Annotated in this window: 9 protein-coding genes; 2 read left to right on the top strand and 7 right to left on the bottom strand. The window is 60.8% G+C overall.

Going from position 1 to position 17,632, the window contains the following annotated elements:
- Nucleotides 1–597: 597 nt before the first annotated feature.
- Entirely contained in the window at nt 598–10,185 is a 9,588-nt protein-coding gene (locus BJA_RS10280; RefSeq protein ID WP_232707714.1) for a non-ribosomal peptide synthetase, read from the bottom strand.
- 216 nt (nt 10,186–10,401) lie between these two features.
- Between BJA_RS10280 and BJA_RS42945 the strand changes: the two genes are divergently transcribed.
- Complete coding sequence (locus tag BJA_RS42945; protein ID WP_182869657.1) at nt 10,402–10,950, top strand: hypothetical protein; 549 nt, start codon at nt 10,402–10,404, stop codon at nt 10,948–10,950.
- A gap of 124 nt (nt 10,951–11,074) precedes the next feature.
- On the opposite strand, the gene BJA_RS10275 is transcribed toward BJA_RS42945, so the two are convergent.
- Both BJA_RS10275 and BJA_RS10270 read right to left on the bottom strand, forming a co-directional pair.
- Nucleotides 11,075–11,461, bottom strand: coding sequence for an ectoine synthase (locus tag BJA_RS10275; protein ID WP_011084901.1), 387 nt, complete (start codon nt 11,459–11,461; stop codon nt 11,075–11,077).
- Nucleotides 11,462–12,193: 732 nt separating this feature from the next.
- Complete coding sequence (locus BJA_RS10270) at nt 12,194–12,472, bottom strand: hypothetical protein (RefSeq protein ID WP_011084900.1); 279 nt, start codon at nt 12,470–12,472, stop codon at nt 12,194–12,196.
- Nucleotides 12,473–12,868: 396 nt separating this feature from the next.
- On the opposite strand from BJA_RS10270, the gene BJA_RS10265 reads away from it, so the two are divergent.
- On the top strand, nt 12,869–13,072 hold the full coding sequence (locus tag BJA_RS10265) for a hypothetical protein (RefSeq protein WP_014497760.1): 204 nt from the start codon (nt 12,869–12,871) through the stop codon (nt 13,070–13,072).
- A 343-nt stretch (nt 13,073–13,415) separates the two neighbouring features.
- Here the strand turns inward: BJA_RS10265 and BJA_RS10260 are convergent, their stop codons facing one another.
- The 4 genes from BJA_RS10260 to panB form a co-directional block, all read right to left on the bottom strand.
- A complete protein-coding gene (locus tag BJA_RS10260) occupies nt 13,416–13,616 on the bottom strand; it encodes a hypothetical protein (protein ID WP_014497761.1) in 201 nt (66 codons plus the stop codon).
- A 668-nt stretch (nt 13,617–14,284) separates the two neighbouring features.
- On the bottom strand, nt 14,285–14,644 hold the full coding sequence (locus tag BJA_RS10255) for a hypothetical protein (protein WP_011084898.1): 360 nt from the start codon (nt 14,642–14,644) through the stop codon (nt 14,285–14,287).
- A 12-nt stretch (nt 14,645–14,656) separates the two neighbouring features.
- Nucleotides 14,657–15,508, bottom strand: coding sequence for a pantoate--beta-alanine ligase (gene panC / locus BJA_RS10250; RefSeq protein ID WP_011084897.1), 852 nt, complete (start codon nt 15,506–15,508; stop codon nt 14,657–14,659).
- Between the two features lie 3 nt (nt 15,509–15,511).
- A complete protein-coding gene (gene panB / locus BJA_RS10245) occupies nt 15,512–16,390 on the bottom strand; it encodes a 3-methyl-2-oxobutanoate hydroxymethyltransferase (protein ID WP_028153345.1) in 879 nt (292 codons plus the stop codon).
- Nucleotides 16,391–17,632 lie beyond the last annotated feature (1,242 nt).

The raw sequence follows: 17,632 nt of genomic DNA, 5'->3' as shown, positions 1-17,632 counted from the left end.
TCGATAGTTGTTGTGGGGCGGGGCTGGTTCAGTTCAGCGATTTCTTCACTGGGGGGTTGCGCTCCTCGCCTTAGCCGTTGCGGCGACGACACTAGCAGGATGCATCACAACATCCATACAAAAGGTATGCAGGCCGGGACCTTCCCTCCGAACCGGTCAATCGGATAGCCGCTTACGTCGCGGGCCCCCGCTCTAGTTTCTAGCATTCAGTCGACTATCTCAGAGGAAGGAAGAAAGCCGGCGTCGTTGCTGAAGATGGGTTGGTGTTGTTTCCACCAATGCGGACGTACACCATGCAGAAATTCGTCTGGCTTGCGACCAACAACATTGATGGCGTGCTAGTCCTGAACGTCGGTGACACTGCGGTCCAGCAGCAGTATGCTGGACCGATCTTGAGTGGCCCGTATTCAGGTCCCTCCACCACGAACGGGACTATCAACACATTCGGGCACGTGTCGTCGTCAGCGTCGCTGAATGGAACATCGTCGGGTACGATTACCCGCAACATCTACTCCCGGTCTGTCTTGTGGGATGGATATTTGGGGCTAGTCTAGAAACGAAACTTCGAACCTGAGCCTTCGGAGAAATTCTTTGAGCCTATTCAAGAGTGCCGATTAGGGCCGTTGAAATAGCATGAGCGAGAACTTGGCGGTTTTCTGGGTTGCTCACCATTGTCGCGTGGTTGCCTGGAACAGGTACCGCATGAATGGCCCCCGCATCGACGACCAGGTCCCAGCCAAGCTTTGGCAGGTTTGCATCGCGACCAGATTGCTTGTCAGGCGGTACCCAACGACTAAGAGGCTCACTGGCATAAAACTGGTATATTTCAATTGGGAGCGACGGAATGCGATACGATTGTAGCGCCCGTTGAAATGCCGCGGCCCTTTGATACATCGAGACGTCACTGTGAAGATCGTGATCTGGAGCTAACGCTCCTGTTTGCTGCGCCTTTTCGAGCAACTCAGAGATGGAACATTGTTCCGTGTCGCGTTCTAAAACCTCGCGATATTCATCGCGCAAGGTTCCACAACGATCCAAAACAAACTCTCGCGCCAAATTCTTCAGTGATGCGTTCGAAGAAGCCCCAGGTAGACTGACATCGATGAAGGCCATGAACGACACAACTTCATCACTACTCAGTAATCGCTCGGCAATTGCATAAGCCAGGATTGCACCTGATGAGTATCCAGCAAAGCGGTATGGGCCACGTGGCTGGATCTGTTTAATCGCAACAATCACCTCCGCGGCCATCGCCTCAAAAGTCGGTGGACGAACGTCATCGAAAGGTGGCCATGGCAGAGCGTAGACTGAGCAGTCTGCATCCATTTCCACCGCCAAACCGAGGACATACGAACAATCTCCAAAGCCTGACGGGACAAAGAAGAGCGGTGGTTGCGATCCGTTCGGTCGAACGGAAATCACCGCCGAGTTACTGGGCTGCACTTGCAAACAAATCTGCGATGCGAGTTCCTTCAGAACAGGTGCGCGGAAGAGGTCGGTGGCGCTAAAACTCAACCCAAGATTTGATGCTCGACCGAGCATCTGCACGGCCAAGAGCGAGTAGCCGCCCAGTTCGAAGAAGTGGTCGTTGCGCCCGATGCGCTCGACACCAAGGAGCTCGGCCCAGATCTGCGCCAGCGCCGTCTCGACCTCACCTTGCGGTAACTGGTAGGCCGCCAGCGCATAGGCCTGATCGGACGGCGCCGGCAGTGCGTTCCGATCGAGCTTGCCGTTCACCGTCAGCGGAAGCGCGGCCAGCCGCACGAACGCACTCGGCACCATGTAGTCCGGCAGTCGCGCACTTAAGTGCGCGCGCAAGGCGCCCGCAAGCGCGCCTCCACCGCCCTCATCCGAGCCGGCCTCGGGCGCGCAGACCACATAGGCGATCAGATGCTTGTGGCCGCCGCCGTTCTGGCGCGCCAGCACCACCGCCTCGCGCACCCAGGCGTGCTCGCAAAGCCGCGCGACGATCTCACCCGGCTCGATGCGGTAGCCGCGAATCTTCACCTGATCGTCGTTGCGGCCCAGGAACTCAAGATTGCCGTCCGGCAGATAACGGGCAAGGTCGCCGGTCCGGTACAGCCGATCGCCCTCGACAAAGGGACTGGCGATGAACCGCTCGGCGGTCAGCTCAGGGCGGTTGAGGTAGCCCCGCGCCACCCCCGCCCCGCCAATGTAAAGCTCGCCCACCGCACCGAACGGCACGGGCGCGCCATGGCCATCCAGCAGGTACACCCGCGTGTTGGCAATTGGGCGCCCGATCGGGACCACCGACCCATTGAAATCAGCCGGGCAAGTCCAGATCGTCGCGCAGACTGTTGCCTCGGTCGGGCCATAAGCATTGACCATTGATGCTGGGGCCAGACTTCGGATGAGTTCAGGCTTAGGCAGCTCTCCGGCAAGAATGAGAACTTGCGCAGCCAAACGTTCCGGATCCTTGCTCGTCTGAAGCAACGCTGGGGGTAGTGTCGCGTGGGTGATGGCTTCGCTTCGGAGATAATCCGATAGCTTGTTCCTCGCTTGACGGATCTCTTCCGCAGGCAAGTGCAAAGCCGCTCCGGAGCCAAACGCCATAAGAAGCTCCCAAGCGCTTGCATCAAAAGCGATGGAGGCGAACTGCACGACTCGGCTGTTGGAAGAAGCGCCAAAGAGGCCGACCTGAGCCGACAGCAGATTGACCAACCCCCGATGCTGGACCATGACCCCCTTTGGGGTTCCGGTTGAGCCTGAGGTGTAGATCACATAAGCGAGATGGCCGGATGTGAGGCCAAGCGTGTGCCGGTCTGGGTTCGAAGCCGGCCGTTCGGCCCAGGCGGGCGTGGCCGTCTCCAGATCAATGACCGTCACCTCGGTCAGCACTTCGGGGCCGAGTGCTGCGCGACCGACGACGTCGCATAGCAGCAGCCGCGGCGCGGCATCGTTGACAACCTGACGCAGCCGCTCGCTGGGATAGGCTGGGTCCAGCGGCAGATAGGCACCGCCCGCCTTCAGGATCGCCAAGATGCCAACCATCATCATCAGGCTGCGTTCGAGGCAGATTGCCACCGGCTGGTCCGGCTTGACCCCAAGCTCGATCAGAAGATGCGCCAGCCGGTTGGCCCGCGCGTTGAGCTCGCCATAGCTCAGCCGCTCGTTTTCGCAGACCAGCGCCACCGCCTCCGGCGCCTTTTGCACCTGCGCCTCGAACAGCTCATGGACGCACTGCTCTGTTGGATAGGCCTCTTCCGTCCGGTTCAGATCCTCCAGCAGATAGGTGCGCTCCTCAGCCGGCAAGATGTCGAGCTCGCGTACCGGCGTATCCGGGGCATGCTCCAGCGCCTCTGCCAGCTGCTCGAGCGACCGCTGCATGTAGCCGCAGATCCGATCCGCCGAGATTGGCTCCGCCACCTGCACAGTGAGGCCCAGCGCCTCGCCAAAATCCTCAACCGACAGGGTCAGCGGATAGTTAGTGCGTTCCTCCCCGCCCAGCCATTCCATACCCGACAAGACATCATCCGTCCCGGAGCCGGGCACAGCCGGCGCCTTGTTGTGACGATAGTTCAACAGCGTGCTGAACAGCGGCGCCGACGCCGCAATAGCGCTGCAGCGCTGCGCCAGCGCCAGCGAGGCATGCTCATGTGTCAGCAGCTCGGCCAGCCGGGCGTGCGTGGTCCGCACGCTCGCCTCGACGGCGGTCCCATCAAGATCAAGCCGCAGCGGCAGGGTGTTGATGAACAGTCCCATGGCGCGGTCGGCGCCGGCGCTGCCCTGCAGGCGGCCCAGCAGCACCGTGCCGAACACCACCTGCTCGCGGCCGCTGCTGCGCGCCACCACCTGCCCCCACGCCAGATGGCACAGGCTCGCCAGACTCACGCCCAGCCGCCGCGCCTGTTCCGCCAGCCGCGCATGGAGCGCTGGCGGCAGCATCCGATACGCCTCACGAACCCCGCCGCCGTCGCCGCGCACCTCGCTCAAGTTGAAGGGCGTGGTCGGCTCGTCGATGCCGGCCAGCAGCTCCCGGAAGAACGCTTCATCCGCCTTGGCATCACCGCGTAGATGCGCCTGCGCCACCAGATTGCGGAATGGCTGCGGCGCCGTCAGCTCATGCTCGCGCCCCTCCAGCTTGGCCCGGACTTCAGCATGCATCACGTCCCGGGTTGCGTGATCCCCGATCAGATGATGCTGCAGCTCCAGCAACAGCCAGCGCGCGCTGCCGGGCTCGCGCGCAATCACAAACCGCAGCAGTGGCGCCCGGCCGAGCTCGATGCGGTGCCGGCGCGGATCAAACCGGTTCCTGAGCTGCTCAGCGCCAGCGCCATCAGCGCCATCCAGCTGGACCTCGATCACCTCCAGTCGCGCCTTCCGCCACACCACCTGGACCGGCCGCGACAACCCCTCCCAGACAAACGAGGTACGCAGGATGTCATGCCGATCTACCACCCGCTGGATCGCGGCAAGATAGCGCGCGAGCAGCCCACGCTCGGCAAACGCCATCTGCGACATCAGGAGGTATGGATCGCCCTTTGCCGCTAGCAAATGATGGAACAGGATGCCGTCCTGCAGCGGCGACAGACCGTAAATGTCCTGGATGTTGCAAACCCCGCCGGGTACCGTGGCGATGATCCGGTCGATCTCGTCCTGCGCGAGCTCGATCAGCGGCAACATCTCCGGCGTTATCGCCACGCTCCGCTCGGTGATCAGGTTGGCCGGGACTGCCACCTCGTGATGGCGGCCCAGGCGTGCGGCCAGATCCGCGAGCACTGGCTTGACGAACAAGGTGCGCACCTCGATGCGCAGTGACCGCCGCCGCAGATGCTCCATCATCTGCACCGCCAAGAGCGAGTGCCCTCCCAGTTCGAAGAAGTTGTCGTGCCGTCCGACCCGCTCCAGCCCCAGCAGCTCGGCCCAGATCTGCGCCAGCACCGTCTCCATCTCGCCCTGAGGCGGCGCGTAGGTCCGCCGCGCATATGCCTCGTCGCCCGGGGCCGGTAGCGCTTTTCGATCGAGCTTGCCGTTCAGCGTCAGCGGAAGCGCCGCCAGCCGCACGAACGCACTCGGGACCATGTAGTCCGGCAGCCCCGCACTCACATGCGCCCGCAAACCGCCGGCAAGATCAGATTCCTCAGCTCCGGCGGCAACGACATACGCAACGAGCCGCTGCTCGCCGCCACCATCCTCGCGCGCCACCACCACCGCCTCGCGCACGGAGGCATGCTCGCAAAGCCGCGCCGCAATCTCGCCCGGTTCGATGCGGAAGCCGCGAATCTTTACCTGGTCGTCGTTGCGCCCTAAAAACTCCAGATTGCCGTCCGGCAGGTAGCGCGCCAGGTCGCCGGTCCGGTACAGCCGGTCGCCCTCGACAAAGGGACTGGGGATGAACCGCTCCGCGGTCAGCTCAGGGCGGTTCAGGTAGCCCCGCGCCACCCCCGCCCCGCCAATGCAGAGCTCGCCCACCGCACCGAACGGCACAGGCGCGCCATGACCATCCAGCAAGTAGACCCGCGTGTTGGCAATAGGGCGGCCAATCGGGACGATGGCCTCATCAAACTCAGCCGGGCAGCTCCAGGATGTCACGTCGATCGCGGCTTCAGTCGGACCGTAAAGATTGTGCAGGGCCGTCCAGGGCAATACGCGCCGAACCCTATACACACTGGCGGCAGGGAGCGCCTCGCCGCTGCATAAAACCTGCCGCAGCGATGTGCAGCGGTCAACACTCTTCGCATCCAAAAAGCTGACCAGCATGGATGGCACGAAGTGAACCGTCGTGATGCGCTGGCTGACGATCAAGTCGACCAACGTATCGGGATCTCTGTGCGCACCGGGCGGCGCCAGTACCAGCGTTGCCCCTTCAAGCAAAGTCCAAAAGAACTCCCAGGCCGAGACATCGAAGCTAAATGGCGTCTTCTGCAACACGACGTCTGTTGGTTTCAGACCATAGGCGTCCTGCATCCAGATCAGGCGATTAACGATAGCCCGATGCTCATTCTGTGCCCCTTTTGGCCTGCCGGTGGATCCCGAGGTGTAGATCACATAGGCGAGATTGCGGGAGGTCAGGCTGAGCGCGCGCCGATCAGGATCCGCTTCCGGCAGGCTGGCCCAGGCCGGCGCCGCAGCATCGAGCTCCACCACGCTCACCTTGGCCGGCACATCCGCGCCGAAGGCGGCACGGCCGGCCACATCGGCCAGCAGCAGCGGCGGCGCCGCATCGTCGAGCACCTGATGCAGCCGCGCCGACGGATAGGCCGGATCCAGCGGCATATACGACCCGCCGGCCTTGAGGATCGCCAAAAGCCCCACCACCATCATCGGACTGCGCTCGACGCAGATCGCAACCGGCTGGTCCGGCCTGACCCCGAGGGCGATCAAGTGATGCGCCAGGCGATTGGCCCGCGCATTGAGCTCGGCGTAGCTCAGCCGCTCATCTTCGCAGACCACCGCCACCGCATCCGGCGCCTTGTGCACCTGCACTTCAAACAGCTCGTGGATGCACCGCTCCGCAGGATACGGCGCCGCCGTCCGGTTCAGCTCCTCCAGCAGATACGTGCGCTCGGCAGTCGAGAGCAGCTCAATCCGGTGGACCTCTTGCTGCGCATCGGCTGCCATCGCCCGCAGCAGCGCCAGCAGATAACCACGCTGCCGCTCGATCGTCGCCTGATCAAACAGCGCCGTGGCATAACCCAGCGTTCCGGCGATCTCCTCGCCATGCTCGCCAAGGCTCAGCTCCAGATCGAACTTGGCCTGATCAATCTCCTCCCCGGCAGCTTCGACACTCAGCCCCGGCAGGTCCAATGGCCCAACCGCATTGTTCTCCCAGGCCAGCATCACCTGGAACAACGGTGTGTGATCAAGAGCCCGGGGCGGCTGCACGATCTCCACCACCTGCTCGAACGGCAGGTCCTGATGCTCCTGCGCAGCCAGCACCGTGCGCCGCGTCCGCTCCAGAAGCTCCGACACGCGCGGCTTGCCCGACAGGTCCAGCCGAAGCGCCAGAGTGTTGACGAAGAAGCCGATCAGCTCTTCGATCTCGCGGTGCCCCCGATTGGCGCTCGGCACGCCAATCACAAGATCGTCCTGCCCGGACAGACGCGACAGCACCGCCGCCCAGGCCGCCAGCACCGTCATGAACAACGTCGAGCCATGCTGCAGGCTCAGCCGCTTCAGCTCCCGCGTCAAATCCGCATCGACGGTGATCGGGACCGCGGCCGCGGCAAACGACTGCTGGGCAGGCCGCGCATGGTCCGTCGGCAAGACAAGACGGGCTGTGCCCGCCAGCGCGCTGCGCCAATACTGCGCCTGCTGCTGCAACCGTTCCCCCGACAGCCATTGGCGTTGCCAGGCGGCGTAATCCGGATATTGGATCGCAAGCGGCGGCAGAGGATCGTCCTGCCCGGCCTGGAATGCCCGGTAGAGCTGGCTAAGTTCACGCAGCAGCACGCCCATCGACCAACCGTCCGAGACGATGTGATGCTGGGTCAGCAGGAAGACGTGTTCCTCGTCGGCGGTGCGGATCAGCCGACCGCGGATCAGCGGACCGCGCGCAAGATCGAATGGCGTGCGCCCCTCTTCATGGCACAGATCCAAAAATGCCGCTTCCGCATCCGATCTCTCCCGCAGATCATGCTCAACTATTGGCAGACCCGCGTCCGGCGGCAAAACCTCAACCCGGGGCTTGCCCTGGGTCGCGACAAACACACTGCGCAGCGCCTCATGACGTGCAAACAGACGGTTAAGGCTGCGCTGCCAGGCGCTGCGGTCGAGCATCCCGCGCAATCGCAAGGCCAGCGGAATGTGATAGTTGGTGCTGCCTTCGTTCAGCTGAGCCAAAAACCATAGCCGCTGCTGCGCAAACGACAGCACAAGCGGCTCATGCCGCGACACGGCTGCAATCGACGGCAGCTCTTGCGGACCCGAGCAGCTCAACAGCTCGACGATGCTTGCCGCCAGGTCACTCAACACTGGCCTTGCGAACAGCGTCGACAGTGGCAGTTCGACCCCGACAGCCTGTGACAGCCGGCTCGACATCTGCACGGCCAAGAGCGAGTGGCCGCCCAGTTCGAAGAAGTGGTCGTTGCGCCCGATGCGCTCGACACCAAGGAGCTCGGCCCAGATCTGCGCCAGCGCCGTCTCGACCGCACCTTGCGGCGACTGGTAGGCCGCCAGCGCATAGGCCTGATCGGCCGGCGCCGGCAGCGCGTTCCGATCGAGCTTGCCGTTCACCGTCAGCGGAAGCGCGGCCAGCCGCACGAACGCACTCGGGACCATGTAGTCCGGCAGTCGCGCACTTAAGTGCGCGCGCAAGGCGCCCGCAAGCCCGCCTCCACCGCCCTCATCCGAGCCGGCTTCGGGCGCGCAGACCACATAGGCGATCAGATGCTTGTCACCGGCGTCGTTCTCGCGCGCCAGCACCACCGCCTCGCGCACCCAGGCGTGCTCGCAGAGCCGCGCGACGATCTCACCCGGCTCGATGCGGTAGCCGCGAATCTTCACCTGATCGTCGTTACGGCCCAGGAACTCAAGATTGCCGTCCGGCAGATAACGGGCAAGGTCGCCGGTCCGGTACAGCCGATCGCCCTCGACAAAGGGACTGGCGATGAACCGCTCCGCGGTCAGCTCAGGGCGGTTCAGGTAGCCCCGTGCCACCCCCGCCCCGCCAATGTAAAGCTCGCCGACCGCACCGAACGGCACGGGCGCGCCATGGCCATCCAGCAGGTACACCCGCGTGTTGACGATTGGACGCCCGACGTGAGGCATCTGGGGCCAACATGACGGATCAGCTGCAAGGTGGTGCTCGGAAATGACGCTGATTTCCGTGGACCCATATTGATTGATCAATCTCGCGTTCGGATGTGCTTCGAAGAACGTCCTAAGCAGTGGAGTGGCCTGCAATCGCTCGCCGGCTGTATAAAGCTCTCTTAAAGAGGGCAGCTGCACGCGCTGCGCGCTCCAGACTTCCGCAAAATGATTCAATGCCACGAACGGGAGGAAAAGCCGCTCTATCGCCTCCCGCTCTATAAATTCCAGCAGGTCGGAGAAGTGCCTCCGGGTCTCTTCCCGCACGAGCACAAGCACTCCGCCGTCCTTCCAACAGATGAACAATTCCTGACAGGACACATCGAAGTTCAGGGTCGCGAATTGAAGTGTGCGCAGTTTTGACGTGCCAATCCCCGCAAGCGAATTCACAAGCGCGCCATGGGACATTTCCACGCCCTTGGGGATTCCGGTTGAGCCGGAGGTATAGATGACATAGGCGAGATGGCGCGATGAAAGGCCAAGCGCGCCCGGGTCCGGGTTCGAAGGCGGCCGCTCGCCCCAAGTCGGGGTCGCCGTCTCCAGATCGACCACCGTCACATCGGCCACGGCTTCGGCGCCCAATGCGGTTCGACCGGCGACATCGCAAAGCAGCAGTTTCGGTTCTGCATCGCCAACAATCTGCCGCAGCCGCGCCGACGGATAAGCCGGATCTAGCGGCAGATACGCGCCGCCCGCTTTCAGGATCGCCAAGAGACCAACTACCATCGCCAGGCTGCGTTCGAGGCAGATCGCCACCGGCTGGTCCGGCTTGACCCCGAGCTCGATCAAATGATGCGCCAGCCGGTTGGCCCGCGCATTGAGCTCGCCATAGCTCAGTCTCTCCTTCTCATAGACCACCGCCACCGCTTCCGGTGCCTTTTGCACCTGCGCCTCGAACAGCTCATGGATACATAGCTCAAACGGATAAGGCGCCGCCGTCCGATTCAAATCCTCAAGTAGATACGTGCGTTCGTCGGCGGCCAGAATGTCTATTCGGCCGACAGGCTGCCCAGCATCGGCCATCACGCCGCGTAACAAAGTTTGCAAATGCTGCGTCATGCGGTCGATCTGCTTCGGTGCTAATCGAGCGGCATCAAAATGCCAGCGGAAGCTCCCATCCAGAGCGCAAACCTCAAAGGTCAGCAAATCGCCGCACAAGGCATGCCCAGCTTTGTGGTTCGTCGTCAGAGCATCAGCGGCGTGACAGCTCTCTGTCGTGATTGCAATGCCAATCGGCCAAGGCTGGCGCGCCCGTAGCGCCACCACTCCTCGCAATGTCGGGCAGCGCGCTATAAGATCTCGGGCAAAGCTAGCGTGCGCCCTCAGCTGAGCGACTTCGGCCGCTACGGTTTTGCGTACTTCTTCAAAATCATGAGCAAGCTCAATGCGAACATCCATCGGCACGACGGAGGCCATCACGAGTTTGGAGCCGGTTTGCAATCGGTCCCATGCAGGCTTCCATCCCAGTTGAAACTCTTGTTGCCCCGTGATCCGAGCGAGATAGATCAGCCAAGCTGCTACCAAATATTCCGAGCGATCTTGTGGGGAAATAGCCAAACCGCTTGGGCTAAACCATGAACTCGACTGCCATCGGGACGGCGCCGCAGCCACGGACGATGACACGAAAGGCGGATGCAATCTGCTAAACTGCTCGAGCCGCCGTCGCCAAAACTCCTCCCCACGCGCCCGCAGTTCATCCGCGGCAGATATGCTCTGCACCTGATCATCGCTCAAGATCGGACGGCGTCTTCCTTGATTCACGCAAATCGCTCACATCGGTTCGGATCTGTTTTCGGGCTTTGGCTGGCCTGCATTGATGTGACGAAACCCTTCGCCAAAGCGGATCACTCAATCTTCCGCCAACGTTCCGCACCACCAAATATGGTGGCGGCGGTATCGCAGCTGCTACTCAAGCGCGTCAGCGTTTCTGGTAAGCGTTCTCATCGAACGACTTCTCCTCTATGGCGCCCTTTAGACGATTACGCATGTATCGTGCCAAAGGTGAAATCGAGTGCAATCAATGCGATAGCCACAGCGGTGCTGTGTCAGCTGTCCAACAGCGTCGCCAGACATCGTACAACTAAGCGCGCTATCAATCGCACAAGACCCCGCCCGCCGGGTATTCCGGACAAGAAAAAAAGGGACCTGGAATGCCAAAGTAAATTTGTCAGCTCAACCTAACCGCATCGCGTGGGCATTTCGTAAAAAGTCCGCGCGTGCGGTACGAGCCAGTGCTGGATCGCTCGAGTAAATGTTTCTCGCAATTAGCGGCAGTTCATATTGGATTGGCGTTTCTTCGCATCGCTCAATATGTGGAGCCTGCCGGGTCGTCCAGCTTGTGGCGCTCGGTTCCGGTGAGGGGCGGGTTGAAGATGCTAACGAGGATCATGTCCTTGTCCGGTCCCCCGCGCAGGAGATGCTTGTCATGCTTGTCAAGCACATACATGTCGCCTCGGCGAATAGGAAAGACATTGCCGTCCATGTCCTCGACCTCGCCCTCTCCACCGATGCAGAAGCAGGCTTCGAGATGATTCCGGTATTGCAGAAGAGAAACGGTGTTAGCGCGCACGATGGTGTGGCAGATGCTAAAACCCATGCCGTCCTTATCCGTCAGAAGGCGGTGGCTCGTACTATTGCCCCAATCGACGAAGTGATCGGTTGCTTCAATGTCGTGCAGACTACGCACAATCATGGTGTTGCCCGATTCTGATTGATCCAAAAGCTGGAGGCCGTTGTTCTGCTCCGGAACGGCGCCTTCCCTGTCGCGCGGCCGACTGCGGTCTCCGTCGAAACAACCGACCGTCGGCCGCGGAGAACCTGGGCAGTAGTCCTACGGGATCGGCTACACGCAAAAGGCCTGCCATTTGCCCGACGGCGACTAGTAAAAATATCGGTACGAGGGTATTTCGCAGCCGATGGGCGCGTACCAACTTGATGTACCACGTCTCGGGCGGTACCGCCGCTTGCCTGTGTATTCACCAGAATGCTGCTGGAGATACTGCCGCCGACATAAACTGTCTCCACTCGCAGATTTGGCAAGTCGTTTCCTTCCTTGCTGTGCCTCTCGCCGCGAATACGGTTCCGCAGCGTTTCAGCCAGCAGAGCAAATCTCATGCCGTGGTCGCAGACCGATGAACGATGAAGTTGTGGCTGTCTCAGCTGGCTAGTGAGAACGATTTGGCTAGGCGTGTAGCCAATCTAACAAACTGCCGAGATATGGCCGAGTACAAACAAGTCCTGAGCGAGAACCGGTCGAACAGTGGTGCTTTTTAATCCGCTGGTGAAGAGGTCCCGGATTGAAGTCAGTGATGCTGCTCGAAAGTGTTTGGCGATCGGACTCGACAAAGCCCGCCGCGATCAGAACCCGCAAATTAGGTACAGCCCGCGGTACAGAGCGGTTTTTGAGGATGCGCAGCTGGGAGGGTCAGCCGTGGGGTCCCACCGCGCCTCGGATCAGGCCGCCCGGAACGCGCGCGTCGTTCGCGGCTCCGCGACTAGTTTGCCGGCATGTCCGCCCCTTCCGGAGGCTAAACGCGAGCGGGAAGGTCTCGGCTGAAAGGAACTCCAGCGCGGTCTGCTCTTCGGTGAGGCGTTTTTCGATGAACTGACGTTCGACATCCGACAGGTTCGACTTCAGCAGGCGACGATAGCGGTGGATGTTTGTGCGGTGAGCACGAATGCGGGCCAAATATTCATCGAGCATCCTGGACGCTCCTGAGGTCGTCGCAATCTCTACGAAGAGATATTCAGGCGAGCATGTCGTCGATCAACGCGCCACCCGCCATCGCATCTCGGAAGCCGTTCGGCGGGCAGATAAGGACAATGGCAGTTCGTGACAACACTCCTTCCGCTAGCGTAGCATTTCCATCGCCACGACCCGCAGCGTTCTTGGCTCACCATACGCCGTCTTTCTGCTCGGCTAGTCGCTCAAACAGAGCTGGGCGCTTGGAAGGCGCAAGGAATAGTCGGTCACGCTCCCGGCGCCGGACGCTTGTCGCTAACAAGCTCGCCCGTCAGTATTCTCTTCCGAGGAGCTGAACATCGTTTGCCGATGTGCTATACGCATCTTCGTTGAGAACAGCTTTGTTTGAGAGTTTCGATGTCTCTTTCGATTGGACTGATTGTCGACGGCTATGTGAAACTAAACAACCGCAGCGCGCTGGAGAACCTTCTGGCGCATCGGCGGGAGTTGCTGCAGCAGTTGAACTGCGTTACCGGCATTGATCCGAAGCCAGCGATCGCTCAGGTCAGTCAAGACATCACAGTGATCGAAAGGGCACTTGCGGCGCTCACACAGGAGTAAACAGCAACGGCGCACCGGCTCGCGTGAGTTGACGGCGCTCCGGCGCCGAACACTGACTTCGCCCCCGTTTCCGGACGAAGGTTATTGGAGCGTCGCCTCACCGGCATCGTGGCGCGCAAGGGTGCGCGCCAAGGCTTGGATGCGGCGTCTGCTGTGCGAGCTGCTCTCTCGTTTCAAGGATCGGCCGGGCACCGAGCAGCGCGCCAACCGATTCACATCAGATAACGCCGCGTCTTGGGTGACGTTAGGCCACCATCGATTTGCGACCACGATACACTCTGCGAGCTGGATCTTCAGCACTGTGACTTGGAAATTCACCTCAATGACAAGCCATGTCCTAGATCTATCGCCACATCGTTGGTGCTCTGGAAAGAGCTTCCTGACCGATCTGTTTAAGCAGATCGGGGCGCGTCTCACCTCTGGTGGCGGCCTCCAGGATTCTGGAGGCAACGTAGGCGCGGACGCCGGCGTCATACGGTGGGACGCTCACGCAAACCTCATCCAGGATCGTGCGCAGAAGCGTGATCGTGCCAACGTCCAGCATTGAGAGATCTCCCTCATACCATCGGGGAAGATAATGGGCATTTGCTGGACCGCAACTCAAGTACATCGGAGCGCATGAGCCTCCGCGACTGCCGGTCGGCCGATTTCCAGCGCGGTGCAATGTCCAGCACCTCTGCGATCGCTGATCCATTGCGGCAGCTCGCTTGATCGGCCTGCGTTTGTCTTCTCGTCGGCCGTCTGGGCCTAGCAGACAAGCTTGCTAGAGCTCAGAGGCCAATGTGAGCTCCCTGCGATCATGCTCTGCGATGATGTACAGCATGCTCGGCCATCTATTGCGCGCCGGACTGACTGGGCGGCTGCCGCAGGCCAATGCTCGCACGGTGCTAGCTCGTTGCCGAGCCTCATCAGGTTCAATTGCGGCCAGAGGATTTGCCGTTTATCGCGCCTGCTGCGCTTCGGCATACCTGCCCCGATGGAGTTGGTAGAAATAGCTTGCCACTGCTCCGATGTCGTTTCACAAGACGGCACCTATCGGCTCCAAACCCGAGCGCCTGGCATCCTACACTGTAGAGGGACATCGCGACCAATTCTTGCGGTGAAGCATATCTTTGCGTCAAAAACCAGCGCCCGCCCGACGTCTGGCGACGAAATCGGGCCAGGATCCGGCGCCCGCGCTTCACTGCCCCCTTGACTCGCCCCTGGCCGCTCTTAGGGAGCTTCGGCTTTTTGCAGCTTGACGAGGTCGTCTGCGCCATCGTGAAGTAATTTCATGGTCATGGGCGCGTGGTTGTTGATCCATAATCGCACGTATTGGCAGCACACGATTTTGAGCGAATCTCCTTTGGCGATGCCCGCTTGCAGGCGGATGATCTCGGCAGCGTGGAGCGGCCCCGCCTCGCTCCACCCCGTCAGCGGCAGAGCCAATCTCCAACCGACATCATGAGCTCGAGCGTGGGGGAGTTGTTCAGCACGCAAAGGGCAGTTCCGGATCGTCTTCGAGAGTTCTTCCAGGATGTTGAGGATTTCAGGGCCAGCCCATCCGGTTCGACTGCTCCTGAGCGCAATCACTTGCGGATCTCGCTACGATGGCGACCAGGACAGGACTACATTGTCGATCAACCGCGTGGAGCCGACGTACGCTGCGACACAGAGCACCGCCGGATAGCGCAGAGGGCTGTCAGCAATCCTTAGAGTCCCAGGGTCGACAAGCTCAAGGTACTGTAGTCGATCGACCCTTTCCAAATGCCTTCTTGCAAGCGCAATCAGCGTTGCGGCGTCGCGTTCCCCTGAGGCAAACTCATGCGCTGCGGCGAACAAGCCACGGCTGATCGCCAAGCTCCGATCACGTTCTTCCGGGCAGAGATAACGGTTGCGACTGCTCATTGCCAGCCCATCTGGCTCCCGCACGGTTGGCACAGTGACAATCTCGATCGGAAGATTCAGATCAACCGTCATGCGGCGTATTACCGCGCATTGCTGAAAATCCTTCTGTCCAAAGTACGCGACGTCCGGCTGCACCATGTTGAATAGCTTGCAGACGACGGTCGCTACACCACGAAAATGTCCAGGCCTGAAAGCTCCGCAGAGCGGCTTTGCGAGTTCGCCCGGCTCGACAAAGCTCTCAAATTGAGCCGGATAGATCTCCTCTGCACTTGGCGCGAAGATGATGGAGACCCCGGCACTGCCGCATAACGCTTCATCGCGCGCGAAGTCGCGGGGGTACCTGCTGAGATCCTCATTTGGGCCGAACTGAGTGGGGTTGACGAAGATGCTAACGACAGTGACGTCGCAGTGTTCCCGGCTGGCCGAGATCAAGGCCAGGTGGCCGTCGTGCAAGTATCCCATCGTCGGAACGAATCCGATGCGCTTTTCGGCATTGCGAACGTCTGCAAGGGCGCGACGCAGCTCAGCCACCTTCGTAATTACTTTCATTTCTTACCTTGAGGTTGAACTGGAGGGCACCCAGTTGGCGACGGCATGCCGAAGCTGATCAGGAAGCCGATAGCACTCCTCTGAGCCCGGGAACGCCCCTTTGCGGATATCGGCAGCCCAGCGCGACAGCGCCTCCTGGAACAACTGGAATCCATTTGTATAGGCACGAACGAATTTGGGGCGATGGCCTTCGGTTAGCCCCAAGACATCATGAAACACGAGCACTTGGCCCGAGCAATCGGCTCCTGCTCCGATCCCGATGGTGGGTATCGTGAGAGATTCGGTCGCTCGCGCCGCGAGCTCGGCAGGAATGCCCTCCAGGACAAGCGCGAAGCAACCGGCTTCCTGCAGACGGTGCGCGTCATCGAGCAACCGCAAGGCGGTATCTGTTGTCCTTCCCTGCACTTTGAATCCACCCATGACGTTGACGCTCTGCGGGGTCAGACCGAGATGTCCCATCACAGGAATGTCGCAATCGACCAAGGCGCGTACCATCTCGATGCGTTTGGCACCACCCTCGAGTTTCACAGCATCGGCGCCACGCTGTAAAAAACCTCCTGCATTGCGAATCGTATCCTCAGAACCGACATGAAAGCTGAGAAAGGGCATGTCGGCCACAAGCAAGGCATGAGGCCTCGTGCGCGCAACAGCCTCCAGGTGATGATTCATCATGGCCACGCTGACGGGCAGCGTGTTGTCGAATCCCAGGCAGACGTTTCCAACGCTATCGCCGACCAGGATGATATCGACAATGGGATCCGCGATGCGCGCCGCAACCGCATCGTAGGCGGTGGTCATCACGACACGCCGTCCTTTATCCTTCCACTGCTGCAGTGCCGGAATCGTGACACGCTCTAGAGGCTGCTCTGAACTGTGGCTCATATTGAATCCGCTCCGCACACACCGTCGGCGCTTCCTAGAGAACGCGGGAGAAACCTGTCAATGGCATGGAGGATGGAGATCCCAGTTGTCTAGAACTGGGGAACAGCGCAAAAACAGTCCAATGGTCGCGCAACCATGAGACAAGACCTTCCTCATCCATTTCACCACCCGATGGCTCGTCTTCACGTGCAGTTTCAGCGGCTATGCCAGCCGCGCCCTCAATCGAGGAGCGGCGCTCGCGACGAGCCACCATCTGCACGCGTTTCTGGGCTGATTGCAGTCTCTCCAAACGGTGACGGCGACCGGACCGAGCGCAGATGCGCGCAGTGGGGACTTCGTCTTTAGGGCACATCTCCGTGTCTGCCCGCTAGGGGGACTCGTGAGACTCCTGCTTCGGCGCCTGCGCACCGAGCAAAGCAAACGGATGGCAGGCCAGGAACGTCCAAAGGTGACAGGCCGCCGTAAGCGCAGCGAGAGTCGCGGTCGAGTAGATGTCGTCGCGAACGCGCTCAGACCGCGCCAGCCTGCTGGCCCTGTAGGCCGTGAAGTCGATTATTTTTGCCGATGTTTCTGTCACTTGATTTCCACGTGCTCTAGAGGGCCACTCGAATTCTCTGACCAGGGCCGTACCGGCACAACTCAGTCCATTCCTAAGCCGCTCGAAGCCAACGAAGCCATTTCTGATCGGCCTCCCGCCGCGCCTTGAAGCGGTTGACGCATCTCTTCGAGCAAAGAGCCGTTCGCCAGCAGTAATGGCGGATCAGCCCAAACTTTCCGCCGCATATCGCGCAGCAAGTGGCTGAATGGTCGAGGGAATTACGGAAGCCAATGTGCATTCTCGCCTCCTGTCAGACATTTACCTAGGAAGCCCCGCTGCCCTCTGACCACAGCACCACGCGCGCACCGAAGGTGCGGCCCGCCCGGCGGTCCGTCTTCCTGGTTGTTGCAGCCATCAAGAGCCTTGACTCTGATGTGCGGCTGCCTCGCGAAGCAGTACTTTCCGCAGATAGCCTCGCCGAGAATTTGGTCAAGATAATTGATTTCTCTATCGTGATTTACGCAATTCGCTCGACATTTCGGTCAAATGCTGCGCCTTGCATGACTAGCCCGCAGAATTACTGCGGCAGTTGGATCGGGAGCGCTTAAGTTGGGGGCTGCATCCTCGTTGCACTATCAAAAGCAGCAATACGGGCACTTTCCCTTCCAAGATCCTGTCACTGCAGACGATCGCACAGTCTCGTG

The sequence above is a fragment of the Bradyrhizobium diazoefficiens USDA 110 genome, from assembly GCF_000011365.1.
GTDB lineage: Bacteria > Pseudomonadota > Alphaproteobacteria > Rhizobiales > Xanthobacteraceae > Bradyrhizobium > Bradyrhizobium diazoefficiens.
This window is presented reverse-complemented; position numbering and strand designations above follow the sequence as displayed.

Coding starts and splice junctions, on each gene's coding strand:
- BJA_RS10280 (WP_232707714.1), bottom strand. CDS start 10,185: ATGGCCTCCGTCGTGCCGATGGATGTTCGCATTGAGCTTGCTCATGAT.
- BJA_RS42945 (WP_182869657.1), top strand. CDS start 10,402: ATGCAATCTGCTAAACTGCTCGAGCCGCCGTCGCCAAAACTCCTCCCC.
- BJA_RS10275 (WP_011084901.1), bottom strand. CDS start 11,461: ATGATTGTGCGTAGTCTGCACGACATTGAAGCAACCGATCACTTCGTC.
- BJA_RS10270 (WP_011084900.1), bottom strand. CDS start 12,472: ATGCTCGATGAATATTTGGCCCGCATTCGTGCTCACCGCACAAACATC.
- BJA_RS10265 (WP_014497760.1), top strand. CDS start 12,869: ATGTCTCTTTCGATTGGACTGATTGTCGACGGCTATGTGAAACTAAAC.
- BJA_RS10260 (WP_014497761.1), bottom strand. CDS start 13,616: ATGCTGGACGTTGGCACGATCACGCTTCTGCGCACGATCCTGGATGAG.
- panC (WP_011084897.1), bottom strand. CDS start 15,508: ATGAAAGTAATTACGAAGGTGGCTGAGCTGCGTCGCGCCCTTGCAGAC.
- panB (WP_028153345.1), bottom strand. CDS start 16,390: ATGAGCCACAGTTCAGAGCAGCCTCTAGAGCGTGTCACGATTCCGGCA.